We start from the raw sequence: 23,193 nt of genomic DNA on the forward strand, positions 1-23,193 counted from the left end.
AAACGCTAATATTTCAACATTGCTTTCAAAAAATTTGATTTGATATGTTTTCATACAACGATCTCCAAGTTATTGACGTAGTTGCCCGTCGTGGCAGCTTCTCTGCTGCTGCTGAAGAATTACATAAAGTACCTAGTGCGATAAGTTATACAGTTCGGTTAATAGAAGAGCGATTAGCTGTCGAATTATTTGTTCGATTACACAGGCAGGTTAAATTGACACCGGCTGGTGAGTATTTTGTCGAAGAAGCGCGCAAACTTATTAAACAGATGGATACCATTAAATATCAAACCCAACGGGTAGCGAATGGTTGGTCAGAAAATGTTTCTGTTGCGCTTGATACTGTGGTTCGCCAAAGTCGAGTTAATACCCTAGTTCGAGATTTCTATTTACATTTCCCTGATGTAGAGCTGCATCTGACAATGGAAGTGTTTAACGGGGTATGGGATGCCTTAGCTGATGGGCGGGCTGATATTGCCATTGGCGCCACTGCTGCTGTGCCAATTGGTGGCAGCTTTGATTATCGTGATATGGGCGTTTTAACGTGGAAGTTTGTGGTATCGCCAGATCATCCTTTAGCAATGGCATCGCATCCGTTAGAGCCTTCGGAATTAGCGCAATATCCAGCGATTTGTTTAGAAGATACCTCTCGAACTTTACCTAAACGAACAACTTGGCTAATGGATAACCAACGTCGGATCATGGTGCCAAGTTGGCACAGTGCATTTCAATGTTTACAGGCTGGATTAGGCATTTCTGTTGTTCCTAGTCATATGGCTATCAGTAAAATTGAATCAGGAGAGCTGGTGGAAAAAGAGCTCGCGGTGAAGCCTTCAATGAGTCCCTGTTGTTTAGCATGGAATACAGAAACTTTGAGCCCAGCTGTCAGTTGGTTACTCGATTACTTAGGCGACAGTGAGCAGCTTCATCATGAATGGATGCGTTAATAAGGTGATATTAATTCCATTGATAATACCCACAAAGAATATGATGTGTTTTGTAAGAATTGTTTAATAAATGCAATGTAGCTTGCTCGCATTCAATAAAAACAGCGAGTTAGCAATGTCTATTTTAAAACCCACTTTAATTGCATCATCTTTACTTCTTTCTTTAAGTGTTCATGCAGCAGATGCGCCGAAATATGTTTTCTTTATGATTGGTGACGGTATGGGCACAGCCCAACGTCAGATCAGTGAATATTATTTGCAGCAACAAAATGGGGATGAGACACAACGTTTAGCCATTAATGCAATGCCTGTAGCAGGCATTATTACGACTCATTCAGCCAATACTTTAGTGACTGATTCAGCTGCTGCGGGTACAGCATTAGCAACGGGTGTAAAAACGGATAATGGCGTTATTGCAATGGATCCAGAAGGGCATAAGTTACGCTCAACGTTGGATGCAGCTAAAGAAAAGGGGATGGCAACAGGTATTGTTACCACCACACGTTTAACACATGCAACACCAGCCACCTTTGTAGCCAAAAACATTAGCCGTGATAACGAAAACGAAATTGCCAATGATTACCTAGCATCGAATGTCGATTTCTTTGCAGGTGGTGGCTATCGTCACTTTATTAATGGTGAAGGCAGTAAACGTAAAGATGGTAAGAACCTTGTTGATGGGTTCAAACAAAAAGGGTACCACACTTTTGTTGGTGCTGATTCTTCGGCGGATTTCTTAGCATTCCATCCAACGAACTCACAAAAGGTTTTTGCATCTTTTGCATCATCACACCTTCCTTATGAAATTGATCGTAAGAAAGATCTTGGTACGCCATCTCTAGCGCAAATGACGTCAAAAGCGATCGAAACATTGAAGTACGATCCTGACGGTTTCTTCATGTTGGTAGAAGGTGGTCGAATTGATCACGCGGCACATGCTAATGATGTATCAACGGTGATTCAAGATACCATCGCATTCGATCAAGCGGTAAAAGCGGCAGTAGATTTTTATGAACACCATAAAGATGAAACGCTAATTATTGTAGCGGGCGATCATGAAACCGGTGGTATGGGCTTAGGCTTAGGTGAAAACTATTTTGTACAGTTAGATAAGCTAAAAGGCGTTGATGAGTCTATCGAAGATAAGCTTCAAGGTGTTTATAACGGCGATCGTAAAGCCTTCATGAAGCATATCGATGAGCATTTTGGTTTGAAGTTGCTGACTAAGGAAGAGCAGAAAACCTTAAACCATGCGATGGATATCGATGACGAACTTCGTGCTAAAAATATCACCGATTTTGACGGTTACAGCACGCATAATGACGCGACTTATGGCGGTTATGATCCGGTAGCTATCGCTGTAGCGCACATCACTTCACAACGAGCAGGTGTTTACTGGACAAGCTATGCGCATACCGCGACGCAATTACCACTTTCTGCAGTCGGTGTCGGTGCTGAGAAATTTGGCAATTTTGAGGATAACACCCAAGTGGCGAAAACATTAGCGACATTAATGAACGTAAAAATTGGTAGTTAGGTATTAATTTTTAGGTAAAGGCTGTCTTGGACAGCCTTTTTTCGTGGTTTTTAAAGCAGTTGGAAACAAACATGCGCGGTGTGATTTTAGCCTTTATCGTTCTTCTAGTGACGTGTTGTGAAATGTTTAGTCAAGGTGTGACAGGATCTGACTATAAAGTCGGTGAAGTAACTGCGGTTAATAACAGCAAGGTCACAATTATTGGTAGTAATCGTCTGGGAGAGCAGGCGTTAGATTTAACGCTGAGTAATGATAAAAAAGTCGTTGCTTATAATTTGATAAATGGTGCGATGGAATATGATGAATATTATCAGGTTGGCGATCGCGTTTTAGTTGCGATAGCGAATAATGATCACACACGTACAAGGGTGATATCTCGTTATCGCCTTCCTGCATTAATCGGTTTAGCAATTGCCTTTAGTTTAGGCTTGTTACTGTATGCACGAAAAGTCGGCGCTAAAGCGTTACTGTCGTTCATTGGATCTATTGTGATCATTGTAGAGCTTCTGATCCCTGGGCTTATGGCGGGTTATTCTCCTTTGTTAGTCACAGCCGTATGTTTATTGATGTTGTGTAGTTTGATCATTTTGTCCGTTGCTGGTTGGACAGCAAAAGGAAAGGCGGCATTGGCAGGCACGATTATTGGATTAATTGTCACCATGATCTTGTGTGTGTTGGTCGGCAAGTTGCTTAATTTAGATGGAATGACACAACCTTTAGCTCAGCCCTTATTGTTTGAAACAGGCATGTATTTAAACATGCTAGATATTCTATATGCAGCGATTTTAATTGGGGCGAGTGGGGCGGCAATGGATGTTGCGATGGAAATGGCAGCAACGATGGAAGAGCTAAAAATCAATGCGCCAGACATGAATCAAATGGATTTGTTGAGATCAGGTTTTCGAGTTGGTAATGCGGTGATCGGTACGATGACAACTACTTTATTGTTAGCCTATTCAGGCAGTTTTTTAACAATGATTATGTTGTTCGCGAGTCGTGGTAACGATGTGATGCAAATTATCAACATGAAAGTCGTGGCAGCCGAAATTGCACGAACATTAATTGGTAGTTTATCGTTGATTATTGTTGCACCTATTACGGCATGGATAGCATGTTGGATGATCAGTAAAGAGTTTGAGCCTAACATGCAAATCGAATTAGAAGAAGCTTAATAAAAACAGCCAGCGTGCCATTGAACTTGCTGATGAAAGAGCAGAGCACAGTGATGGGCTGGCTGTTTTAATAACAGTTAGAGCAACATAACAAAGTTTAGTGTCCGTAACGCTTTTGCCATTCATGCTCAATGGCCATTAGCCATGTAGGGTTGGGCTCAGCAATAGATGGATAAAGCTCAAAAGACTGGCTCTTATAAGGTTCAGCTAATTGGCTAAAGGCTTCAGCTTTTAGCACTGTTGGATCGCCCCAAATCTTGGTGTCTGATTTACGTGCTTGTGCTTCTGGGCTCATTAAAAAGTTTATCGCAACCAGTGCCCCTTCTTTTGCTGATGCATTCCATGGTATCGCTAAAAAGTGAATATTGGTTAATGCCCCTTGCTTAAAGGCATAGGTTTTCGCATTTTCAGTTAAATTACCGTTCTCAATTGCAGCTGAGGCAGCATTGGGGTTAAAAGTGATAGCTAATAATAATTGCTGATCGTCAAGCAGTTGTACGGTTTCTGCTGTGCCCGCTGGGAACTGTTTACCACCACGCCATGCCACTTTATGGAGCTGATCTAAATAGTGCCAAAGCGGTGCTGTCACGTTATCAAATAGCGTTTTTTCTGCAGGTAATGATAATGGCTGATAGAGTGCTTTTTTATCGTTAGTGAGCTCTAGCAATGCTGCTTTTAAAAAACTGCTACCATGAAACTCTGGTGGGCGAGGGTAGCTGATCTTACCTGGGTACTTTTGCGCTAATGCTAATAGCTCTTTAAAGCTTTGAGGTGGTTGTTTAAGTACACTGGTATCGTAAATGAATACCAATTGTCCAACCCCCCAAGGTGCTTCATAACCTTCTGTAGGCTCGCTGAAATCTTGATCAATAGGTAGCTTAGTATCAACATATTTCCAATTGGGTAACTGTTGAGTAAAAGGACCATACAAGAGGTGGTGTTGCTTCATTGAATGAAAGTTCTCACCATTAATCCAAACTAAATCAACCCCACCGTTGGTATTTTTTCCCGCTGTTTTTTCTGCCAGTAGACGCTGGGTCGTTTCAGCGATATCGGTGACTTTGACTTGCTTTAAGGTTACACCGTAACTTTTTTGTAATTGTTTATCGGCCCATTTTAAATAGTCGTTGATTTCTTGACTGCCACCCCACGCATTGAAGTAGACCGTTTGACCTTTGGCTTTTTGTTCAATTTGCTGCCAGCTTTGACTTTTATTTACAGGTGCTTTCGTTTCTTCAGCGTAAGCGAAGCTAGAAATTGTTAACGATAACGCGATACCTTTCGATAAGGCTTTTAGTACATTTTTTTTCATCATCAGAGTTTCGTCCTTTTTAATTCCTTGTATCGAATGACCTATTTACGCATCCATTGATGATAACGTTTAACCATTGCCAATAACTTTTGTGGGGCATTGGCCTGTTTCCATACACCTGCCGTATATTTAGTGGCTTCACTCATGGTGGGATAAGGGTGAATCGTTGATAAAATCTTATTCAATCCCAGTTTATAGCGCATTGCTAAGGTAAATTCCGCCAGTAGTTCACCGCCATGATGGCCGACAATTGTGACCCCTAAAATTTTATCGCTATTGGGTGGTGTTAGAACTTTAACGAACCCCTCTGCAGCATTCTCGGCAATTGCACGATCTAAATCAGATATAGGGTAAGTATATGTTCGATAATCGATATTTTGTGAAATAGCTTCTTTTTCATTGAGACCAACTCGAGCTAACTCTGGCGCAGTATATGTAACGGCAGGTAATACCGAGTAATCAGCTTTAAACTTTTTGAATGTACCAAATAAACTATTTACTGAGGCATACCATGCTTGATGTGCTGCTGCATGAGTTAATTGGAAAGGACCAGCCACATCACCCACAGCATATATATTAGGATATTGCGTTTGTAGGTATTGGTTAACTTTGATAGTTCCTTGCGGGTTGGTTGCTAATTTTAGGCGCTCTAAACCGAAACCTTTGGTATTAGCAACGCGACCTAACGCCACAATAACCTGATCAAATTCAACGTCGATCGTTTGCTCTGCCGTAAGATCATCAAGCTTAACGAGGTGATATTGCGCCGCCCCTTTCTCTACAAAACTAGCGGCTTTGTGCTTAAGAAGCACTTTAACGCCTTCATTTGTAAGTTTTTGATAGATGAAATCGGCCGCGTCATTATCTTCACGATTAAGTAACTGTTCTGCCATTTCAACTAAGGTGACAGAAGCGCCAAGACGATTAAATGATTGAGCCAATTCACAACCAATAGGACCACCACCTAAAATCAATAATTTTTCAGGTAAGGTATCTAGTTGCCATAAGTTATCGGACGTTAATGGATCAACCGTGTTTAAGCCTGAAATGTTGGGCAACAGTGGGGAAGCACCTGTTGCGATAATGATGTTACGTGTGGTGATCACTTTGCCGTTAACTTCTACTTCCCAAGGTGACAAAATCGTCGCGTCACCTTGAACGCAGTTCACACCAAGCTTGCTGTAACGTTCAACTGAATCATGCGGTTCGATATCTTTGATAACCTTGTGAACACGTGCCATAACAGTTTTAAAGTCGATTTTTTCAATTTTAGCTTCAATACCAAATTGTTTTGCTTGTTGCAGCTCATAAGCGCTATGAGCGACACGGATTAAGGCTTTAGATGGCACACAACCTGTGTTTAAGCAGTCGCCACCCATTTTATGACGCTCAATTAATGTGACTTCTGCTTTTACAGCTGCCGCGATATAGGAGCTGACTAAACCGCCAGCACCAGCACCAATTACTACCAGGTTTTGATCAAATGCTGTAGGTTTTTGCCAACCGCTATATACCTTTTGGCTTTTGATGTAGTTAATAAGAGCTTTTGCGAGCATTGGAAAGATCCCTAGTAATACAAGAGATATCAATACAGGAAATGAGATGATTTCGCTCAAACTATTAATGCTACTTAGTTGGGTACCGGCATTCACATAAATAGCGGTTCCAGCCAGCATCCCAAGCTGACTGACAAAAAAGAATGTGCGAGTTTTAATCGGGGTTAAACCCATGAGTAAGTTGATCAGAAAAAACGGTACCACAGGGATTAAACGCAGCGTTAATAGATAAAATGCGCCTTCGTTTTCAATCCCTTGATTAATGGTCGCGAGGCGTTGTCCAAACCGCTGTTGTACCCAGTCTTGCAAAATGTAACGGCTTGATAGAAAAGCTAATGTTGCACCTATTGTGCTGGCAAAAGAAATAATAATAAGGCTAGGCCAAAAACCAAATAATGCCGCTCCAAGCAGTGTTAAGATAGCTGCGCCGGGTAACGAAAGGGCAGTCACGGCAATATAGAACACAAAGAAAAACAAGTAAGCAGTGAAAAGTTGACTTTTAATCTTTGCTTGTAGGGCTAATTGTTCTTGTTTGATGAACTCAAGTGTAAGGTATTGGCCTAGATCAAAATGTAGCCATAACGCAATAAGGCTGACAATGACCAGTAGTAATAACGTTTTTTTCTTATTCATTTGCCTGATCCTTTTTCGTTATGTTTTTATCTGATGCTTGCACGTTATCTTGAGCAATATCGTTAGGCGTTATAGGAAGAGAACAAAAGCCTTGTGCTGGTACATCGAGCGCAGTGTTAAATTTCGCCGACAAGTTCTGAAAGCTAACTAAAGCAGTGAGCTCAATAATGTCATCACTGCTATACCATTCTTGTAGCGCGGCAAGCATTTCATCTGTCACTCGTTTGCCTGTTATTGTCATCGCTTCAGTGTAGGCCAACACAGCGCGTTCTTGATCTGTAAACAGCGTAGAGTGTTGCCAGTTGGCGAGTGCTTTAATTTTATCTTCTGAATCACAACGTTCGGCGAGCTTCATACCATTGGCATCAACACAAAAGGCACAATCGTTTAATTGTGAAACACGCACACAGACCAAAGATCGCATGACATCTTGAATCGGTGATTTTTTACGATCGAGAAAACCAAAAAATCCAGCGACTAACCAAAATAAGACAGGTTTACGTCCCCATAGCTTTGCAGGGTTTAACACTTGACCATAATGGCGAGCTTGAAGCCATAGCAAGGGCTTTACCCATAAAGAGTCAATTTTTTTGATCGAAATGCGCATGTTATTCCTTAAAAAACACCCTAAACATAGGGCTTTATACGATCTTAGTCAGTAGCAGTAGTAAACATGTAGACCTTAAGAACAGACATTGTATTTCATTTAATGATAAATATTTCTTTTTCTTCAATTGGTTGGTGAAAAAATCAGCAGGAGATAAGACAGTTTAAAACGCCACGTTATTTATCAGTGAGAAGATATGTTATTGGTCGTATTAGCAAATAATTAGGCATGGAATATAAATAAAGATAATTATCATTTATATAAATCAAGGAATGCAAAACGGAGGGGAATTAATTTAATGGCAAAAGTTTGTTATTATGCAATTAAACTAAATAAATATTGAATCCTATAAAAGAAGATAAGGATAATACGGAAATTATTTTTGAAAGGTATACTCAGAAATAAAAGAATGGGGCTCTTTTATTCCTAAGTATTTTATATTTAAGACAACTTATATTTTTAAGATAACGCAGATAATAGTTCATTTCGACGTTGCTCAGGAATAACTGACCAATGTTGACCGCTAATTGCGCCTTCCAATGCCCAAAGCAATTCAATACTCAATGGACTTGTCTGTGATTCTTGAAGTGCTTTATATGCGCCAAGAGAGCCCACTGCTAGAAGTTGTTCAATAGTGTTTATGCCTGCTTTTTTAAGCATTCTTTCATTTGATAATCGTAGATTAGGTAAATCTTTAATTCGGTCAGGTACGCAACTCTCCTTTTCTTGCTTGTCTTTTTCTGCTGCATCCAGTGAATACCTGCCTTGAGCTACAATCTTTGTGGGTTCATCCCACCATTGATCGGGTATAGCATAGTGCTTGGTTACAACAGGGAAGCCACGTTTTTTATAAACGTAAGGTTCCAAGCCAGCTTGTTTGAATTCCTTTTCAGTTTCAGCATTTGCACGTAAGTGAAGTTTATCGTTCACAACTAATGCAAACATTGTATCACCAGAAAAAATGCCAAAACCGCCAAACATCGACCGTGATTTTATTGAACCAAAATGGTCAAATAATTTTAATGAATCTTTTAATATTGGTTTATCCATGCTTCTACTCGGTGAAAAAATATGAGTGTCACCTAAACATTAAGAGCGAGGAAATAGATTAATTAATCTACACATTGATACTGTCAATATATTGTTAAGTTTGTGTCATAATATTGTCGGTTCAATAATAATCCTTCGGTAACCCCGCTACCTTGAATTATTAACATAATTTTTAGGCCGGTGGTTTTGCGTCTTAATCTTTCAATTAATTTGCCAGTTCGTGACTATATAAAGTTATATTAAATAATACTTTTAATATTAAATCTAAGCCCTCAAAAATGTGATATTGGTTCAGGTATTTGTTCTTAACTTATTTAAATAAGCTTAATAATTATAAATACTCATGATTGTTTTTTTATAAGTAAAAAAAAGCCAACAAGGTTAACTTATCGGCTTTTCCTTAACATAGAAAGATAAATTTTATTAGTTGAGATCTTTAACCGATTTTCTCTCAACAAGTTTAGGCGTCATCTCAAAGGTTTGACGCTCATGATTTTTGTCTTTTACACGCTCTAGCAAGATTTCGATGGCCTTTTTACCTAAACGACGTTTAGGTTGGTGGATAGTTGTTAGCGGTGGCGCAAAGTAGGGCGCAAGGTCAATGTTATCGTAACCAATGATTGAGATATCATCAGGAACACGCAGACCTGCCTGTTCAAAGGTACTGATCAGAGCCATAGCCATAATGTCGTTGAAGCAGAAGATAGCAGTAGGTCGATCTTCCATTGCGATAAACTTCTGAGCAGCTTCAACGGCTGACTCACACTCAAAGTCACCGTCAAGTAGCCAATCATCATTAACAGTGAGATCTGCTTCTGCCATCGCTTTACGGAAGCCCTTTAGGCGCTCTTGGCAAGTAGACTTGTCAACTTGTCCAGATAAACAGCCAATTTTCTTATGACCATTTTCAATAAAGTGCTTAGTTGCGATGTAACCGCCGTTTTCAGCGTTATCTAGAATATTATCTGTATGTGGGCTTTCTGGGCCCCAGTCCATGATAACCATAGGAAGATCATTTTTACGCTCAAGTAAATCGAGCAGCATTTGATCAAGATCGCTGCACATAACCAATAGGCCATCTACACGCTTTTCAGAAAGCATACGTAAGTAATCACGTTGTTTTTCTAAGTTACCTTCGGTGTTACATAGGATCAGTGTATAGCCTGCACCATAACAATATTCTTCAACACCATGCACAACTTCGGCAAAAAATGGGTTAGTCGATTTAGTGACTAACATGCCGATAGTACGTGTTGTATTACATTTTAAGCTTCGCGCTACTGCACTTGGGGCGTAGTTAAGTTCATCAACTGCAGCCAATACTTTTTGTTGCGTTGCTTCTGCAACAAAGCGTGTTTTATTAATCACGTGCGACACTGTAGTAGTTGATACACCTGCCATACGTGCAACGTCTTTAATGGTTGCCATATTTATTCTTCTTATCATGGTCAGATTAGGATCTGACAAAGGTTTTGATACCAAATTGATTAATTACGTAGTCTATGGCTTACGAGTTCACTCGCAGAGATGAAGATCCTTTAGTTATTAGCTACTTAATTATTCAATTTGATACCGAATTATAGGGTGTTGCAATTATCATGGATCATAAACAACTAAAGCCGCAGTAAAATGCGGCATTAGAAGATAGAAACTGTTCTTACACTAATTACACGTGTAATCGCTTGCGCTCACATTTTACTGTGTGTTTTGCGTTGTGCAATCTTTCTATTCAACTTGATTGAATTAATTGATCATTAACCGTAAAAACTCGATGTTTGTCATGCTAATAGGGTCAATTTATTGTGTATATCTAGTCATTAACAGATAACACATTAAAAAACAGAATGATTGGCTGATAAAAGGTAAGGAAAATCACCACTTGGATGCGTATGAACACTTACTGGCCAACCATATAAGGTGTCTATTACTTCAGGAGTAAGAACTTGTGTTGGCGTGCCGTCGGCTTTTATTTCTCCTTCGTTAAGGAAAATCATCCGATCAGTGTACTGGGCTGCAAGGTTTAAATCGTGCAATACTACAATTACAGCAGCGCCTTGCATGGCCATATTTTTGGCAATTTGTAAGGTGTGATGCTGGTGGGCGAGATCGAGTGCTGAAGTTGGTTCATCTAACATCAAGATACATTTATCACCGGCTTTACTGAGTTGTGTTAAAACTCGGGCAAGGTGTACACGCTGTTTTTCACCACCCGATAAGGTGGGGTATAGACGTTTAGCTAAGTTGTTAATGTCAACGTATTGCATGCTTGATGCTGTCGCATCTTTCAGCTCAAGCGACGTGAGTTGCAAAGGAATTGCGCCTAGCTCGACAACTTCTTTAGCGGTAAAGGCAAAAGATAATGCGCTATGTTGTGGAAGGACACCTAAGTGACATGCCAATTCTTCCCGAGCCCAATTATTAAGAGGTTGATCAAAGAAAGAAACCGTGCCTGATTTTGGCGTAATCTCACCACATAATACTTTTAACAGGGTACTTTTACCTGCACCATTTGGCCCAAGTAATGCGGTGACTTCTCCTGCGTGAATATCAATATCAAGATGATTTAGCAGGACTTTATCACCGAATTGTAATGATAAGTCGCGAGCCTGGATAACACAGACTTTGTCGCTACTTACTGTAAAATCGACCTTTTCTGAATGACTTAACATCATGACATCTGACTCTTTTGATTAACCAATAAATAGATAAAGAAAGGCGCACCTAACATGGCGGTGATGATCCCAACTGGCAGTTCTTGAGGCGAGAATGCGCTTCGAGCAATCATATCGGCAACCAAGAGGATTAAGCCGCCAAGTAAAGCCGAAATTGGTAATAAGGTTTTATGATTTGGACCAGTTAGCATTCTCCCCACATGAGGAATAACCAACCCAATAAAGCCAATCGGTCCACAAACAGCAACAGTAATTCCAACTCCTGCAGCACACGTAATAATTAAATTACGTTTTAGTTTTTGCGTGTTAACCCCCATATGTCGAGCTTCAGCTTCGCCTAATAACAACGCGTTTAAATTACTGGTATGACGATAAAAATAGGTAAAGAGTAATCCGAATGTGCAATAGGCTAGAATAATGCCTGTCCATGTTGCACTAGCCAGTGAACCCATTGACCACAATGATAAATCACGTAAGGCTTGATCGTCGGCAACATAATTGAGTAACCCAAGCCCCGCGCCTGAAATTGCGGTTATCGCGACACCAGCGAGTAGCATGATCATCACCGATGTCCCGTTTTTATCAGTACCAAGACGATAAACTAAAACTGTGCTGATTGCGCCGCCAATAAAGGCAAAAATAGGCACAATAGCGAAGTTTAAAAGCTGGGGGAATGATGCGGTGAGAGGGGTAAATAAGACAATGGCTAATGCAGCACCTAAGCCTGCACCGCCAGTGATTCCGATGATCCCAGGATCAGCAAGCGGGTTGCGAAAGAGCCCCTGTAGTACAGCGCCACATATAGCTAAAATTGCACCGATAGCAAAGCAGAGAAGCGTACGTGGTAAACGAATTTGATGGATCACTAGGCTGACATGTTTAGCAAGTTCATGATCACCGGGTAATAGTGCTAACAAACTTTGTTTATAACTGATCGCCATAGGACCAATAACAATAGAAGAAAGCCCTGCAAAAATAAGTAAGGCGATACTTATTATATAAATATGATGGGCTGAGAAGCGTTTTGCATACATGTAACAACAACCTTACGCACGAATAAATAGGGATGATAGAGGCGTAATTTAAGGATAAATAGCCTGATTAAGCTTTAAAGCTTCATCAACACTCTCGAGTCCTAAACCACCAATTAGCGCAGTACTTTTTATTGTGAGTAATGCATTATTTGTTGCAGCCGGTGTTGCGGCAAGTAATGGCATTTTGGCAATAAGATCTTGCATGTTTTTGATCTTGCTAGCTGTACGTGTGCTCAACAAAATAATATCTGGTTGCATGGTAACAATCGCTTCACCAGAAATAGGCTTGTAGTTACTGATTGATGTTGCAGCAGGGTTTTTAGCACCAGCAAGTGTAATGATGCTATCTGCAGTAGTATTACTTCCTGCAATGTTAATTGGGCGACCATCATGGATCATTAAGAACAAGACTTTTTTAGGAGTCTTAATATTGGCTGTTGCAGTATTAATTTTATCTAGCTGAACATTAAGCTTCTGTTTCAGCTTTTCAGCACGATCTTGATGATCAGTGAGTTTAGCAATTTGATCGATACGTATAAGTAGATCTTTAACGGTTTCGCCTGAATTAACAATATCAACTTCAACACCTGATTGCTCAAGTAGGTTAAGTGTACTTTGTGGTCCCATTTCATTAGAACCAACAAGGTGAGTGGGGGATAAAGACATTAAGTTCTCAGCTGAAAGTTGGCGGTGATAACCTACCTTAGGGATTGACTTATCTACTAATCCTTTACTTGTCAGATCAACGGCGACGACTTGATCATTAGCATCTAAGGCGTTAATGATTTGAGTAACTGAAGCACCAGCACTGATGATTTTATTTTTCTCAGTTGCTGAGTCCGTACTCGCTTGCGCGTAGCTACTAAGTCCTAACACTAGCGTCAATAAAGAGGTTTTTAATAGAGAGTGTTTATTCATTGTTTGATTCTTCCATAAGTAACTGAGTCGCTTTGATATTATTTTCTTGCAAGAAAGCGAGTAATTTGAGCATTTGTTCAACAGAGGCTGCTTTATCTGCACCAATCACAACAGGTTTCGTTGGGTTAGTTTTTACTTCTTGTAACAAGGCTGTTTTGAAGTCATCCCATTGATTGATTTTATTACCTTGCAGTGCCCAATAAGGCGCTTTTGAAACTAAATTAATAGCAATAGGATCGGCTTGGGTTGTCTGTAATGTTTTCGTTGCGGTTTGTGGTAAATCGACATCGAGGGCTTTAATTTTCACAGTGGCTGTTAACAGTAAAAACACCATGACAATAAAAATAATATCCAGTAATGGAGTCAGATCTGGATTCATTTCCTCGGTTTGGAAAACGCTACTATTTGCTTTGATCATGATGAAGTCCCATTAACGGCAGGGTTTTGCTCACAGGTATCACAGGCTGATGTTTTCCCGCTTTCAGCGTCAACATTCATCCCTTCAAGCCAAAGATTACAACGGTTTAAGCTGTGTTCTAGTTTAGCTGTAACATTATCAGCCCATAGCCCAAGTAGTTGTGCACCAGTAATGGCAGGAAGTGCGATGATCAAACCAGCAGCCGTTGTACGCATAGCAAGACCAAGACCGTCAGCAAGATCGCTGGGAGTCACAGAGCCTGTGGAATGGGAAATACCAGTAAACATATCAATTAAGCCAAGTACAGTACCAAGTAAACCAAGTAACGGACTAATAACACCAATCAGGCTTAATAGTCGTAAACCTGAGCGTAATTCAGTACGTTTTTGTATTAACCAAATAGCAGCAGCATCTTCACGTAATGGTTTAGTAAAATGGCGATGCGCAATTAACATCGCAATTCCTTTATAAAGCAAAGGACGTTGCTGTTTTAGCTCCTCGGTTAAATTATCAAGAGCGTGTTCGTCGTGACGATTTTGTCGAGCAAGGAGTGCTGTAACTTTTGTTTTACCTACACCGGTACATAACAAAACTTGAATCAGACGCTCAGTTAAAATCATAACAGTGAGCACTGAACAAATAATAAGAGGCCACGCCATTAGGCCAAGTTGCTGGTTGAGGTTGTCAATAAAAGGCATGATTTAATCCAATTTGAAACGAACGGGAATTTGAACACGGTGTGCAATAGCAATGCCGTCAACAATATGGGGTGAGAAACGCCACTTTTTGATCGCTTTAAGTGCCGCATTATCAAGCACATTAGCGCCAGATGATTTAATCAGCTTCTGTTTAACTTGATGACCATCTTTTGCAATTAGTACTTCAACTAATACTGTGCCTTCAATTCCACGACGTTTTGCTAATCGTGGATACTTCACTGCGGAAGGTTTCGTGGCAAACGTGGGTTTTGAGACAAGTTGAGGTGAATTTGCTCCAACCGTTGTTTTTTTAGCTTTAGCAGTCTTATTTAATGCCAGTTGTGATGACACAGGCTTGCTAGAATCTGTTGGTTTAAGTTCAAACTTCTCAGTTTTTCTTTGGTTTTTTGCTACGTTTTTAGAAACCGTTTTTTTCTCAATTTTTTTCTCAATTTTTTTCGTTACTGGCTTCTTTACCGTTTTTTTCGGCGCTTTATTTTTTGGCTGAACAGGAGCCTTAACTGTTTTCTTTTTCTTTTCAGGTTGTGATTTTTTGACCAACTTTTTCATTGTTGTTTTTGGTGTTGGTGTGCTTTTAACAACAGGTTGAGGAGTCACTATTGTTGGAGGCTGTGTCGTAGCGGGTTCAACTATGGGTTCTGGTTTTATATTAGGTAGCGATACTAAGTTGACAGCCACGCTTGTCGACTTTTCAAGAGGGACTGTAATGATCTTCTTCTCTGGCATTGCTGACACAATAAGACTGTGGAAGAGAATAGAGGCACAGCCAGCAATGAGATAACGTTTAATATTCACAATTTAAGCCTTATTGAATAGATGAAGGAATGTGAACTAAATGTTTAATTGCAGTTTTTAGCATGGTGTCTTTCTTAATATAATTACGTTTATTCAATGGATTAGGTTTATTTTATAAATGTAACACTAATGTTTATAACACGTATCAACCTCATTATCCATGAAATACGAATAATATCAATTATCATTTGCAATATTATTTAATCGTTAATATCATGAACAAAGTTAGCCGACGATGTAAGACTCAGACTTGCTAATTGAGAACGTCTAAGTAACAAGGTTAAAGTTAAAACGAATAGAATTTATGGACGCAATAAATCGTTTTTTCTATAGAAACAGGCTTTATAGAAATATCTGAAGAGAAGGAAAACTAAGGTGTTTGAGCAATACACTCGTGAAGAATTGAAATTGAAAGTCGCTGCTTTATTAGCTGATAACCCTAAACTTCATGCTGTTTCGATCTCAGAGCAATTAGCCGTAACAGAAGGTGAGGTTGTCATGTCTTACCCTGATGAAATGGTGTGTTTATTGCCCGGTCATTTAGCGAAAACAATTTTAGAATCGTTACCTGAATGGGGACCGGTGACTACGATTGTGCATTCAATGGGTTCTATTTTCGAAGTAAAAGCGGCGTTCCCAAAAGGCAAAGAAGCGCGTGGATATTATAATTTAATGGGTAAAGAGGGCGAGTTACATGGTCACTTACGTTTAGATCATGTCTCCGACGTTGCGCTCGTTAGTAAACCTTTTATGGGGCAGGAAAGTTACTTCATCGGTTTTTTTGCGGTAACAGGCGAGTGTGTATTTAAAGTCTATTTAGGTAGAGATAAACAACGTAACTTGTTCCCAGAGCAAATTGAGAAATTTAAGTTGTTAAAACAAATTAAATAAATCTAGTCAAAGAGCTAGGTCAAAGTAAAGATAGTCAATTGAGGAAGAAATATCATGAGTGAAGTAAAACAGGAACGTTTGCAAAATCGCCTTGGTCCTGAGATTAAAGAATTCCGCGAAGCATGCCAAACGCTACAATTAGCAACGGTAGATGCGAACGGTAAACCCAATGTGAGCTATGCGCCGTTTGCTTTGCTTGATGATGGTTATTACGTATTAATTAGCCAAATTGCTAAACATGCAAGAAATCTACTTGAAAATCCGCAAGTCTCTTTAATGATGATTGAAGACGAATCTGCATCTAAAGTACTTTACGCCCGTAAGCGTCTAACCTTTGAAGCAGATGTAAGTGTGATTGAACGAAAATCAGATCGTTGGCATCAAGGAATTGCTGCACTGCAAACGCGTTTTGGTGAAATTGTAGAAGGCTTAAGTGGTTTAGAAGATTTTTCATTGTTCCGCTTAGCACCGACTCAAGGTTTATTCGTTAAAGGTTTTGGCCAGGCATTTCAAGTAAGTGGCGATGATTTAGTAGATTTTGTTCATCTACAAGAAGGTCACCGTCGTGTTAAAGACGGTAGTGAGATCGAGTCTGCCGAAGAAAAGCTATAGTATTTCACACGATTCTCTTATAAATGCCTGTGCAGAAATGTACAGGCATTTGTTTGTTTAGGGTGTTATAGCAGACTTTAGCGAAGTGTAAACAGCCTGTTTTGATCCTGATCATTCTAATTTGCAGCGAAACTTGAAGTCGCTGAAATACCTGTGATAATTAGAGGCAAATCATTACCTTTATTGCAGATTTGGATTAACGTTATGACACAAGATAATAAAACAGGCGTTTGGTTTGCGTATATAGCAAGCTTCCTTACTCCGTTTACACTGCTTACCTCTGGTATTGTGGCAATCATTTATGCAGGGTACCAATTAAATAAAGGTACTGACGAGCTAACATATAGCCACTATTACTCCATTATCCGCAGCTTCTTTTTATTCTTTACATTTTTTGTGGTACTGGGTGTAACAGCGGCGACAACAACGGGTATGGTTGCTGGTGCTGATTATTGGGTGCAAGGTTCGATGCTTCACGGTGTAATGAATAGTGTGTTAAATGTTCTGCCATTTGTTGGCGGTGCCATTGCTATCGTTGCTGTACTTTATTGGCTATTTAAAATTATTAAAGGCATGAGAATGCTAAGTCAAGATAAACCAGTGTGCTTGTAACTGATTAGAATAAAGAAAAGAGTGGCTTGATAGCCACTCTTTTTTTGCCTTGAGTTAATTGAAAGAGGATATAAACAACATGTTTAACTCATTAGCAGTCGGTTATGAATCGTCATTACGTCATTGTTGATGATGTATGGTGCACGATAAGCTGTAGATTCAACGGTGAGCTCTTCCGGAACAGAACAATCATTCCAATCACATACATCACCACAGTCCATGACACCAACAGGACATTCAGGGTCAACCGTTGGTCCTTCACAATTACCAGCAAGGACACATGCATCTAATCCGCAATCTTGGACGCCAACAGGGCACTCAGGGTCAACCGTTGGTCCTTCACAATTACCAGCAAGGACGCAGGCATCTAATCCGCAATCCTGGACGCCAACAGGACATTCTGGTGGCTCAGCACATGTACCATCGGCTTCACAAGCTAATGTATCTAAAAGAGTTTGACGATCTACCCAGTTGACAGATTCACCTGAGTTTTCCGCAACAATTCGATCTATTTTTCTTGCCATACTTGCGGTTTGAATGGCTTGTTGACGGTTATGTGTTAAACCAATCTGAATATCACCTAGATTTTGAGATTCAATGATCCAAGCACCACCTTTGAAATTTTTATCGAACTCAACAGGTCTTGTATTATGACGTGCTGTTTGTTTGTTTTTACCTTTAACACTGTATTGTGCATTGGTATGAAAATCGTGAAGGGCTGTGACAGAAAAACGACCATGCTCTGGTAATAATGGATAACGAAGCAGTGTGACTGAGGGGGTATCTTCTAACGGTGCTGCGAGTTGTAATAAAACAAACTTCTTGCTTTTAAACTTAAAAGCTTTTTTAACTGTAGTGATATTTATTGTATTAATACTGTTGGTAAATGTGATGTTAACAGTTGAATTGTTAGTGCCTTTTACACATTTTAAGCCAGTTAATACCCAGCTAGGACTAATAACAGAACCTTGGCATTGTGTTGTTTGCAAGGTGTTTCGATTAAAGCTTTCTACACTCACGTGATATTTTTTTTCGATTTCAGGATATATAGGTGGGGAGACCGCTGATGCATTATATGAAAATATAAACAATGCTAGCACTGAAAGAGACTTTACATAAGATATCATAGCGTTATCACTCTGTTGAACTTCGGTTTAACAGCAGAAAGAAACTTCAAGTTAATTCACTATAAAATCTTAGTAATAAGACTGTTTATTATCAATGAGAATAAAAATATTTCGTTTTAACTTTTTTGTCTTTATTAATTTATAGAAAAACCAATAAACAAATATAAAAAAGGATAGCCATAGCTATCCTTTTTTATTAGTTAATTGTAATAATTAACTCTTGAATTGTTTTACTAAGCTATCTAATTCAGTAAGCAGTTTCTCTGCTTTTGGATCTTGCTTTTTCATAGCTGTAAGTACATCTTTTTGTACTTGTTTGTCTTGCTTGCTAATTGCAGGATCAGACAGAATAGATTTCTGCTGTTTCGCTAATTCCATACGAATGCTAGTAAATTCTTTGATAAGATCAGTACGCTTCGCATTAGATAAATCGCCTTTACGTGCTTCAAGTTGAATTTCTTGAGCGCGTTTGATTAGCTTCTCTGGGTTGTAACCTTTTTCTTTTACTTTATTGTTAAAAGCTGTTTCGTAAGCTTTTAGCTCTTTCACTAATTCAGGGTGAGATTGAAGAGTCTGATGACGGATACCCGCAAGCTCTTGCTGAATCACACCAATACGGTTAGCGATATTTTGTTGTTGAGCTGTAATTTGAGGAGCAGCAGCCGGAACAACGGCAGTCTCTTTAGCCATAGCAGGAGCAGCGGTAAATGCGCATGCAAGTGCTAGAGGAACAGCTGCTTTAAGTAGCTTTGATTTTAAGCTTGATGCTTTAGTATGCATATGACTTTCTCTTTAATTATTGTTGATATCGCTAATATACGATGTGTTTCTATTTGTATTGTCAGATGATAGTCAGTAAGCCTGAATATAGTCTGACAATTGCTTGCATTGCTTACGCATTAACTTTCATTACTAATATCGTAAATCATAGTTCTACGCAAATAAATCGTCATACAATTGCAATATTCCTCTATAGCATAGATAATTGAAGCTAAATTTTTGGTTGTTGTTGATTAAATAACCACTTTATGCCTTTTAGTCTTTTAAGGTTTACCCCCTTTTCTTATTTTGTCGGTAAACTGATCTCGGTTGGAGCTCCTATGTGTCAAGATTGCGGTTGTTCACTCGCTGGTGGTGATCATCACCATCATCACCAATTACAAGCAAATCCTCAGCTTAATGATAAAAAAACATTATCGGTTATTCATAAAATCCTAGATAAAAACGATGTAGAAGCGGCACATAATCGTGCGCATTTCAATGCCAAAAATGTGACTGCATTTAATTTAATGAGTAGCCCTGGTAGTGGTAAAACGACGTTATTAGAGCACCTTCATCAGTATACGCCGCTGAAATATGCCGTTGTTGAAGGAGACTTAGAAACATCACGTGATGCTGATCGATTAAAAGCACAGGGCATTAATGCATACCAAATTCAAACTGGCTCTGCCTGCCATCTTGATGCGTTTATGGTGCATTCCGCACTTCATCATATTGAATTAGATGATCTTGATATTTGTTTTGTCGAAAACGTTGGTAATCTTGTTTGTCCTGCGAGTTACGATGTGGGTACCCATAAAAATATCGTCTTGGTCTCAGTACCAGAAGGCGATGACAAAATTGAAAAATACCCAGTGATGTTCCGCCGCGCTGATGTCGTTCTTATTACTAAGTGTGATTTATTGCCGTATTTTGATTTCACTATTGAAGAAGCAAAAGCGCAACTACAAAAACTTAATCCTAATGTTGAAGTAATCTCATTATCAACCAAAGATCCTGAAAGCTTCCAACCGCTTGTATCATGGATTAACAACAATCTTATTGAAGGATAATTATCATGTGTTTATCTATTCCTTCACAGGTTGTTGAGTTACATCCTGAAGAAAATAGTGTCACGGTTGATACTATGGGAGTTAAGCGAACAGTAAGCTGTCATTTATTAACTGAGCCCTTGGCGTTAGGGGATTATGTATTAATCCATATTGGTTTTGTGATGAGCAAAATTGATGATAAAGATGCCCAAGAAAGTTTAGAAATGTATCGTTTACTGTTGGCTGAAGCAGGGCCATTAGCATTATGAGTTTTGACTTAAAACAGCTATATCAAGGCTTTCGTGATGCTGATACTGTACTGAGTTTAGCCGAGCAGATAAAAGCCATAGCGCCACAATTACCAGAACCTTTAAAAGTGATGGAAGTGTGTGGTGGGCATACTCATACCATCATGAAATATGGTTTAAAGCAGTTACTACCTGAGAATATTGATTTTATTCATGGCCCTGGTTGTCCTGTTTGCGTTATGCCTAAAGAGCGTATTGATCATGCTGCCGCACTGGCATGCCAACCCAATGTTATTTTAGTTACCCTTGGCGATATGATCCGCGTTCCGGGTTCAAAAGGTAGTTTGGCGCAATATCGTGCTAAAGGCTGTGATATTCGACCTATTTACGATCCGCTTGATTGCTTAACCATTGCGACAGAAAACCCGGATAAAGAGGTGGTTTTCTTTGCCATTGGTTTTGAAACCTCAACCCCTATGACCGCAGTTTTAGTTGAGCTTGCTGAGCAACGCCAAATCAATAACCTCTATTTTCACATTAACCATGTATTAGTGCCGCCTGCCGTTGATGCGGTAATGGCAGATCCTGCGGTAAAAGTGAATGCGTTTATTGGCCCGTCACATGTGAGCGTGATTGAAGGGGCGAAGATTTATCGTCCGTTGGTTGAGAAATACAATACTCCCGTAGTAGTTGCAGGTTTTGAACCTGTTGATGTGATGGAATCTATTCTACGTATCACTAAACAAAAAATCGCAGGCGAACCTGAACTCGATGTGCAATATACACGTGCAGTAACAGAAGAGGGTAATACGGTTGCTCAACAAGCGGTTAAACGTTGTTTTGATGTGCGTGATAGTTTCCGCTGGCGTGGTTTAGGACCTATTGCTAATTCTGCGTTGAAATTAAATGCTGCTTATCAACACCGTGATGCTGAAATACGTTTTGCGGATTGCTTACCCATGACACCGATTGATGATCATAAAGCATGTCAATGTGGTGATATTCTTCGCGGCTTAGCGAAACCTCAAGATTGCAAAGTCTTTGGACGTGGTTGTACACCGCAAACACCATTAGGCAGCTGTATGGTGAGCTCTGAAGGTGCATGTAATGCTTATTTCCGTTACCGAGGCGTTTAATAATGACTGATATTGATTTAACAACCCTATCTACAACCAAGTCGATTCAATTAAGTCATGGTGGCGGTGGTCAGGAAATGAATAAGCTGATCAAAGGCTTATTCTTTAAAGCGTTTGATAACGACATCCTTCGTAATGAAGAAGATGCTGCGGTTTTAACACTGGAAGGTAACACGGCTTTTACTACCGATTCCTTTACGGTTTCGCCATTGTTTTTTGCTGGTGGCAATATCGGTAAATTAGCCATTGCAGGTACGGTGAACGACCTTGCGATGATGGGTGCAAAACCTCAGTATTTGAGTTGCAGTGTGATCATCGAAGAAGGCTTTGATGTTGCTAATCTAAAGACCATTGTTGATAGCATGGCAAATGAGCTCAGTATTTCTGGCGCTAAAATCGTGTGCGGCGATACTAAAGTTGTGCCTAAAGGGTGTGCGGATGGTTTGTTCATCAATACCACAGGTGTTGGCACTATTACTAAATCGGGCATTTCGGTACGTAACCTAAAACAAGGTGATGCAATCATTGTTTCTCGTGATATTGGTCGTCATGGCGCCGCTATTTTAATGGCACGTGAAGGGCTAACGCTAGAATCTGAACTTATTAGTGATTGCAATACCTTATGGCCTGCGGTTGAGGCGTTAATTACTGCAGATCTTGATATTCATGCAATGCGTGATGCTACACGTGGTGGTTTATCTGCAGTACTTAACGAATGGGCGCAAGCGTCTGACATTGGTATCAATGTGGTTGAAGATGATGTGCCTGTAAGTGAAGAAGTACGTGGGCTTTGTGAGTTATACGGTTTTGAACCGTTTGATCTTGCAAACGAAGGAACATTTATTATCGCACTACCTCAAGAACAAGCAGAAAAAGCATTAGAAGTATTAAGCGCATTTGCTGCGTGTGGTGATGCTGCCATTATTGGTGAAGTCAGTGATGATTATGCTGGTCGCGTAATCTTAACTAGCGGATGGGGTAGCCGTCGTTACCTTGATTTACCACAAGGTGAGTTACTTCCGAGGATTTGTTAATGCATGAATATTCCATTGTTGGCGCTTTAATTGAACAATGCGAACAACATGCCGAAGATAATGACGCGACCAAAGTGACTCGTGTTGCAATAAAAGTCGGTATTTTAAGCGGTGTTGAACCAGCGTTATTAGAAACAGCCTTTCAAACCTTTAAGTTAGAAGGGGTTTGTCATGACGCTATATTTGAAATGCAAATCCAACCATTAGTGTTATCGTGTTTCGAGTGTGGGCAAGAAACTACTCATAACGAGCGCAGTATTATATGCGGGCATTGCCAGAGTAATCGTACACAGGTTATTGATGGCGAAGATTTGTTACTGATGCAACTTGAGTTGGAATAAAGCAACAACCC

The 23,193-nt window shown here is 39.8% G+C and carries 24 protein-coding genes and 1 riboswitch; of the genes, 11 read left to right on the forward strand and 13 right to left on the reverse strand.

The window, feature by feature from the left end:
• Nucleotides 1-44 precede the first annotated feature (44 nt).
• The 3 genes from punR to BTO08_RS04400 all read left to right on the forward strand — a co-directional run bounded on the left by punR (nt 45) and on the right by BTO08_RS04400 (nt 3,656).
• Nucleotides 45-947, forward strand: coding sequence for a DNA-binding transcriptional activator PunR (gene punR / locus BTO08_RS04390; RefSeq protein WP_105060039.1), 903 nt, complete (start codon nt 45-47; stop codon nt 945-947).
• Between the two features lie 115 nt (nt 948-1,062).
• The gene (locus tag BTO08_RS04395) at nt 1,063-2,484 is read left to right on the forward strand and encodes an alkaline phosphatase (RefSeq protein ID WP_105061308.1); all 1,422 of its coding nucleotides are present in this window, start codon (nt 1,063-1,065) and stop codon (nt 2,482-2,484) included.
• A gap of 71 nt (nt 2,485-2,555) precedes the next feature.
• Nucleotides 2,556-3,656: a YibE/F family protein gene (locus BTO08_RS04400; RefSeq protein WP_105060040.1), complete on the forward strand. Its 1,101-nt coding sequence runs from the start codon at nt 2,556-2,558 to the stop codon at nt 3,654-3,656.
• Nucleotides 3,657-3,753: 97 nt separating this feature from the next.
• Here the strand turns inward: BTO08_RS04400 and BTO08_RS04405 are convergent, their stop codons facing one another.
• From BTO08_RS04405 to BTO08_RS04455, 11 genes are all read right to left on the reverse strand, one after another.
• Entirely contained in the window at nt 3,754-4,971 is a 1,218-nt protein-coding gene (locus BTO08_RS04405; protein ID WP_105060041.1) for an ABC transporter substrate-binding protein, read from the reverse strand.
• A gap of 38 nt (nt 4,972-5,009) precedes the next feature.
• Nucleotides 5,010-7,157 (reverse strand): FAD-dependent oxidoreductase, encoded by a 2,148-nt coding sequence (locus tag BTO08_RS04410; protein WP_105060042.1) that lies wholly within the window; start codon nt 7,155-7,157, stop codon nt 5,010-5,012.
• Complete coding sequence (locus tag BTO08_RS04415; protein ID WP_105060043.1) at nt 7,150-7,764, reverse strand: carboxymuconolactone decarboxylase family protein; 615 nt, start codon at nt 7,762-7,764, stop codon at nt 7,150-7,152. Before BTO08_RS04415 ends, BTO08_RS04410 begins: the two co-directional genes overlap by 8 nt.
• Nucleotides 7,765-8,223: 459 nt before the next feature.
• The gene (locus tag BTO08_RS04420) at nt 8,224-8,814 is read right to left on the reverse strand and encodes a TfoX/Sxy family DNA transformation protein (RefSeq protein WP_105060044.1); all 591 of its coding nucleotides are present in this window, start codon (nt 8,812-8,814) and stop codon (nt 8,224-8,226) included.
• A gap of 134 nt (nt 8,815-8,948) precedes the next feature.
• Nucleotides 8,949-9,039: riboswitch (cyclic di-GMP riboswitch) on the reverse strand.
• Between the two features lie 198 nt (nt 9,040-9,237).
• A complete protein-coding gene (purR, locus tag BTO08_RS04425) occupies nt 9,238-10,242 on the reverse strand; it encodes an HTH-type transcriptional repressor PurR (protein ID WP_105060045.1) in 1,005 nt (334 codons plus the stop codon).
• Nucleotides 10,243-10,646: 404 nt separating this feature from the next.
• Nucleotides 10,647-11,486, reverse strand: coding sequence for a heme ABC transporter ATP-binding protein (locus BTO08_RS04430; protein ID WP_105060046.1), 840 nt, complete (start codon nt 11,484-11,486; stop codon nt 10,647-10,649).
• Nucleotides 11,483-12,520, reverse strand: coding sequence for a FecCD family ABC transporter permease (locus tag BTO08_RS04435; RefSeq protein ID WP_105060047.1), 1,038 nt, complete (start codon nt 12,518-12,520; stop codon nt 11,483-11,485). The genes BTO08_RS04430 and BTO08_RS04435 overlap by 4 nt, the downstream gene beginning before the upstream one ends.
• Nucleotides 12,521-12,568: 48 nt before the next feature.
• Nucleotides 12,569-13,438: a heme/hemin ABC transporter substrate-binding protein gene (locus BTO08_RS04440; RefSeq protein WP_105060048.1), complete on the reverse strand. Its 870-nt coding sequence runs from the start codon at nt 13,436-13,438 to the stop codon at nt 12,569-12,571.
• Nucleotides 13,431-13,856, reverse strand: coding sequence for an ExbD/TolR family protein (locus BTO08_RS04445; RefSeq protein ID WP_105060049.1), 426 nt, complete (start codon nt 13,854-13,856; stop codon nt 13,431-13,433). The genes BTO08_RS04440 and BTO08_RS04445 overlap by 8 nt, the downstream gene beginning before the upstream one ends.
• Nucleotides 13,853-14,554 (reverse strand): MotA/TolQ/ExbB proton channel family protein, encoded by a 702-nt coding sequence (locus tag BTO08_RS04450; protein ID WP_105060050.1) that lies wholly within the window; start codon nt 14,552-14,554, stop codon nt 13,853-13,855. The genes BTO08_RS04445 and BTO08_RS04450 overlap by 4 nt, the downstream gene beginning before the upstream one ends.
• A 3-nt stretch (nt 14,555-14,557) precedes the next feature.
• Nucleotides 14,558-15,370, reverse strand: a complete 813-nt coding sequence (locus BTO08_RS04455; RefSeq protein ID WP_105060051.1) for an energy transducer TonB — start codon at nt 15,368-15,370, stop codon at nt 14,558-14,560.
• A gap of 375 nt (nt 15,371-15,745) precedes the next feature.
• Here BTO08_RS04455 and hutX point away from each other — a divergent pair, with 375 nt between their 5' ends.
• The 3 genes from hutX to BTO08_RS04470 all read left to right on the forward strand — a co-directional run bounded on the left by hutX (nt 15,746) and on the right by BTO08_RS04470 (nt 17,485).
• Nucleotides 15,746-16,261 carry a heme utilization cystosolic carrier protein HutX gene (hutX, locus tag BTO08_RS04460; RefSeq protein ID WP_105060052.1) on the forward strand — a complete coding sequence of 172 codons (516 nt, stop codon included), beginning with the start codon at nt 15,746-15,748 and terminating at the stop codon, nt 16,259-16,261.
• Nucleotides 16,262-16,315: 54 nt separating this feature from the next.
• Nucleotides 16,316-16,873, forward strand: coding sequence for a heme utilization protein HutZ (gene hutZ / locus BTO08_RS04465; protein ID WP_045130810.1), 558 nt, complete (start codon nt 16,316-16,318; stop codon nt 16,871-16,873).
• A 204-nt stretch (nt 16,874-17,077) separates the two neighbouring features.
• Nucleotides 17,078-17,485 carry a hypothetical protein gene (locus tag BTO08_RS04470; protein WP_105060053.1) on the forward strand — a complete coding sequence of 136 codons (408 nt, stop codon included), beginning with the start codon at nt 17,078-17,080 and terminating at the stop codon, nt 17,483-17,485.
• 83 nt (nt 17,486-17,568) lie between these two features.
• Here BTO08_RS04470 and BTO08_RS04475 read toward each other — a convergent pair whose 3' ends face one another.
• Together BTO08_RS04475 and BTO08_RS04480 are read right to left on the reverse strand one after the other, a co-directional pair.
• Nucleotides 17,569-18,612, reverse strand: coding sequence for a trypsin-like serine protease (locus BTO08_RS04475; RefSeq protein ID WP_105060054.1), 1,044 nt, complete (start codon nt 18,610-18,612; stop codon nt 17,569-17,571).
• 213 nt (nt 18,613-18,825) lie between these two features.
• Nucleotides 18,826-19,392 carry a hypothetical protein gene (locus tag BTO08_RS04480; protein ID WP_105060055.1) on the reverse strand — a complete coding sequence of 189 codons (567 nt, stop codon included), beginning with the start codon at nt 19,390-19,392 and terminating at the stop codon, nt 18,826-18,828.
• Between the two features lie 320 nt (nt 19,393-19,712).
• On the opposite strand from BTO08_RS04480, the gene hypB reads away from it, so the two are divergent.
• The 5 genes from hypB to BTO08_RS04505 are packed head-to-tail and all read left to right on the forward strand — an operon-like array spanning nt 19,713 to nt 23,182.
• Nucleotides 19,713-20,444, forward strand: coding sequence for a hydrogenase nickel incorporation protein HypB (gene hypB / locus BTO08_RS04485; RefSeq protein ID WP_105060056.1), 732 nt, complete (start codon nt 19,713-19,715; stop codon nt 20,442-20,444).
• 5 nt (nt 20,445-20,449) lie between these two features.
• Nucleotides 20,450-20,692 carry a HypC/HybG/HupF family hydrogenase formation chaperone gene (locus tag BTO08_RS04490; RefSeq protein ID WP_005368247.1) on the forward strand — a complete coding sequence of 81 codons (243 nt, stop codon included), beginning with the start codon at nt 20,450-20,452 and terminating at the stop codon, nt 20,690-20,692.
• On the forward strand, nt 20,689-21,807 hold the full coding sequence (gene hypD, locus BTO08_RS04495) for a hydrogenase formation protein HypD (protein ID WP_105060057.1): 1,119 nt from the start codon (nt 20,689-20,691) through the stop codon (nt 21,805-21,807). Before BTO08_RS04490 ends, hypD begins: the two co-directional genes overlap by 4 nt.
• Before the next feature lie 2 nt (nt 21,808-21,809).
• Complete coding sequence (hypE, locus tag BTO08_RS04500; RefSeq protein WP_105060058.1) at nt 21,810-22,841, forward strand: hydrogenase expression/formation protein HypE; 1,032 nt, start codon at nt 21,810-21,812, stop codon at nt 22,839-22,841.
• Nucleotides 22,841-23,182: a hydrogenase maturation nickel metallochaperone HypA gene (locus BTO08_RS04505; RefSeq protein ID WP_005368244.1), complete on the forward strand. Its 342-nt coding sequence runs from the start codon at nt 22,841-22,843 to the stop codon at nt 23,180-23,182. Before hypE ends, BTO08_RS04505 begins: the two co-directional genes overlap by 1 nt.
• Nucleotides 23,183-23,193: the final 11 nt, after the last annotated feature.

The sequence above is a fragment of the Photobacterium angustum genome (assembly GCF_002954615.1).
GTDB lineage: Bacteria > Pseudomonadota > Gammaproteobacteria > Enterobacterales > Vibrionaceae > Photobacterium > Photobacterium angustum_A.

Bases quoted from the DNA above. Each gene is read 5' to 3' on its own strand.
- punR (WP_105060039.1), top strand. From the start codon at position 45: ATGTTTTCATACAACGATCTCCAAGTTATTGACGTAGTTGCCCGTCGT.
- BTO08_RS04395 (WP_105061308.1), top strand. From the start codon at position 1,063: ATGTCTATTTTAAAACCCACTTTAATTGCATCATCTTTACTTCTTTCT.
- BTO08_RS04400 (WP_105060040.1), top strand. From the start codon at position 2,556: ATGCGCGGTGTGATTTTAGCCTTTATCGTTCTTCTAGTGACGTGTTGT.
- BTO08_RS04405 (WP_105060041.1), bottom strand. From the start codon at position 4,971: ATGATGAAAAAAAATGTACTAAAAGCCTTATCGAAAGGTATCGCGTTA.
- BTO08_RS04410 (WP_105060042.1), bottom strand. From the start codon at position 7,157: ATGAATAAGAAAAAAACGTTATTACTACTGGTCATTGTCAGCCTTATT.
- BTO08_RS04415 (WP_105060043.1), bottom strand. From the start codon at position 7,764: ATGCGCATTTCGATCAAAAAAATTGACTCTTTATGGGTAAAGCCCTTG.
- BTO08_RS04420 (WP_105060044.1), bottom strand. From the start codon at position 8,814: ATGGATAAACCAATATTAAAAGATTCATTAAAATTATTTGACCATTTT.
- purR (WP_105060045.1), bottom strand. From the start codon at position 10,242: ATGGCAACCATTAAAGACGTTGCACGTATGGCAGGTGTATCAACTACT.
- BTO08_RS04430 (WP_105060046.1), bottom strand. From the start codon at position 11,486: ATGATGTTAAGTCATTCAGAAAAGGTCGATTTTACAGTAAGTAGCGAC.
- BTO08_RS04435 (WP_105060047.1), bottom strand. From the start codon at position 12,520: ATGTATGCAAAACGCTTCTCAGCCCATCATATTTATATAATAAGTATC.
- BTO08_RS04440 (WP_105060048.1), bottom strand. From the start codon at position 13,438: ATGAATAAACACTCTCTATTAAAAACCTCTTTATTGACGCTAGTGTTA.
- BTO08_RS04445 (WP_105060049.1), bottom strand. From the start codon at position 13,856: ATGATCAAAGCAAATAGTAGCGTTTTCCAAACCGAGGAAATGAATCCA.
- BTO08_RS04450 (WP_105060050.1), bottom strand. From the start codon at position 14,554: ATGCCTTTTATTGACAACCTCAACCAGCAACTTGGCCTAATGGCGTGG.
- hutZ (WP_045130810.1), top strand. From the start codon at position 16,316: ATGAGTGAAGTAAAACAGGAACGTTTGCAAAATCGCCTTGGTCCTGAG.
- BTO08_RS04470 (WP_105060053.1), top strand. From the start codon at position 17,078: ATGACACAAGATAATAAAACAGGCGTTTGGTTTGCGTATATAGCAAGC.
- BTO08_RS04475 (WP_105060054.1), bottom strand. From the start codon at position 18,612: ATGATATCTTATGTAAAGTCTCTTTCAGTGCTAGCATTGTTTATATTT.
- BTO08_RS04480 (WP_105060055.1), bottom strand. From the start codon at position 19,392: ATGCATACTAAAGCATCAAGCTTAAAATCAAAGCTACTTAAAGCAGCT.
- hypB (WP_105060056.1), top strand. From the start codon at position 19,713: ATGTGTCAAGATTGCGGTTGTTCACTCGCTGGTGGTGATCATCACCAT.
- BTO08_RS04490 (WP_005368247.1), top strand. From the start codon at position 20,450: ATGTGTTTATCTATTCCTTCACAGGTTGTTGAGTTACATCCTGAAGAA.
- hypD (WP_105060057.1), top strand. From the start codon at position 20,689: ATGAGTTTTGACTTAAAACAGCTATATCAAGGCTTTCGTGATGCTGAT.
- hypE (WP_105060058.1), top strand. From the start codon at position 21,810: ATGACTGATATTGATTTAACAACCCTATCTACAACCAAGTCGATTCAA.
- BTO08_RS04505 (WP_005368244.1), top strand. From the start codon at position 22,841: ATGCATGAATATTCCATTGTTGGCGCTTTAATTGAACAATGCGAACAA.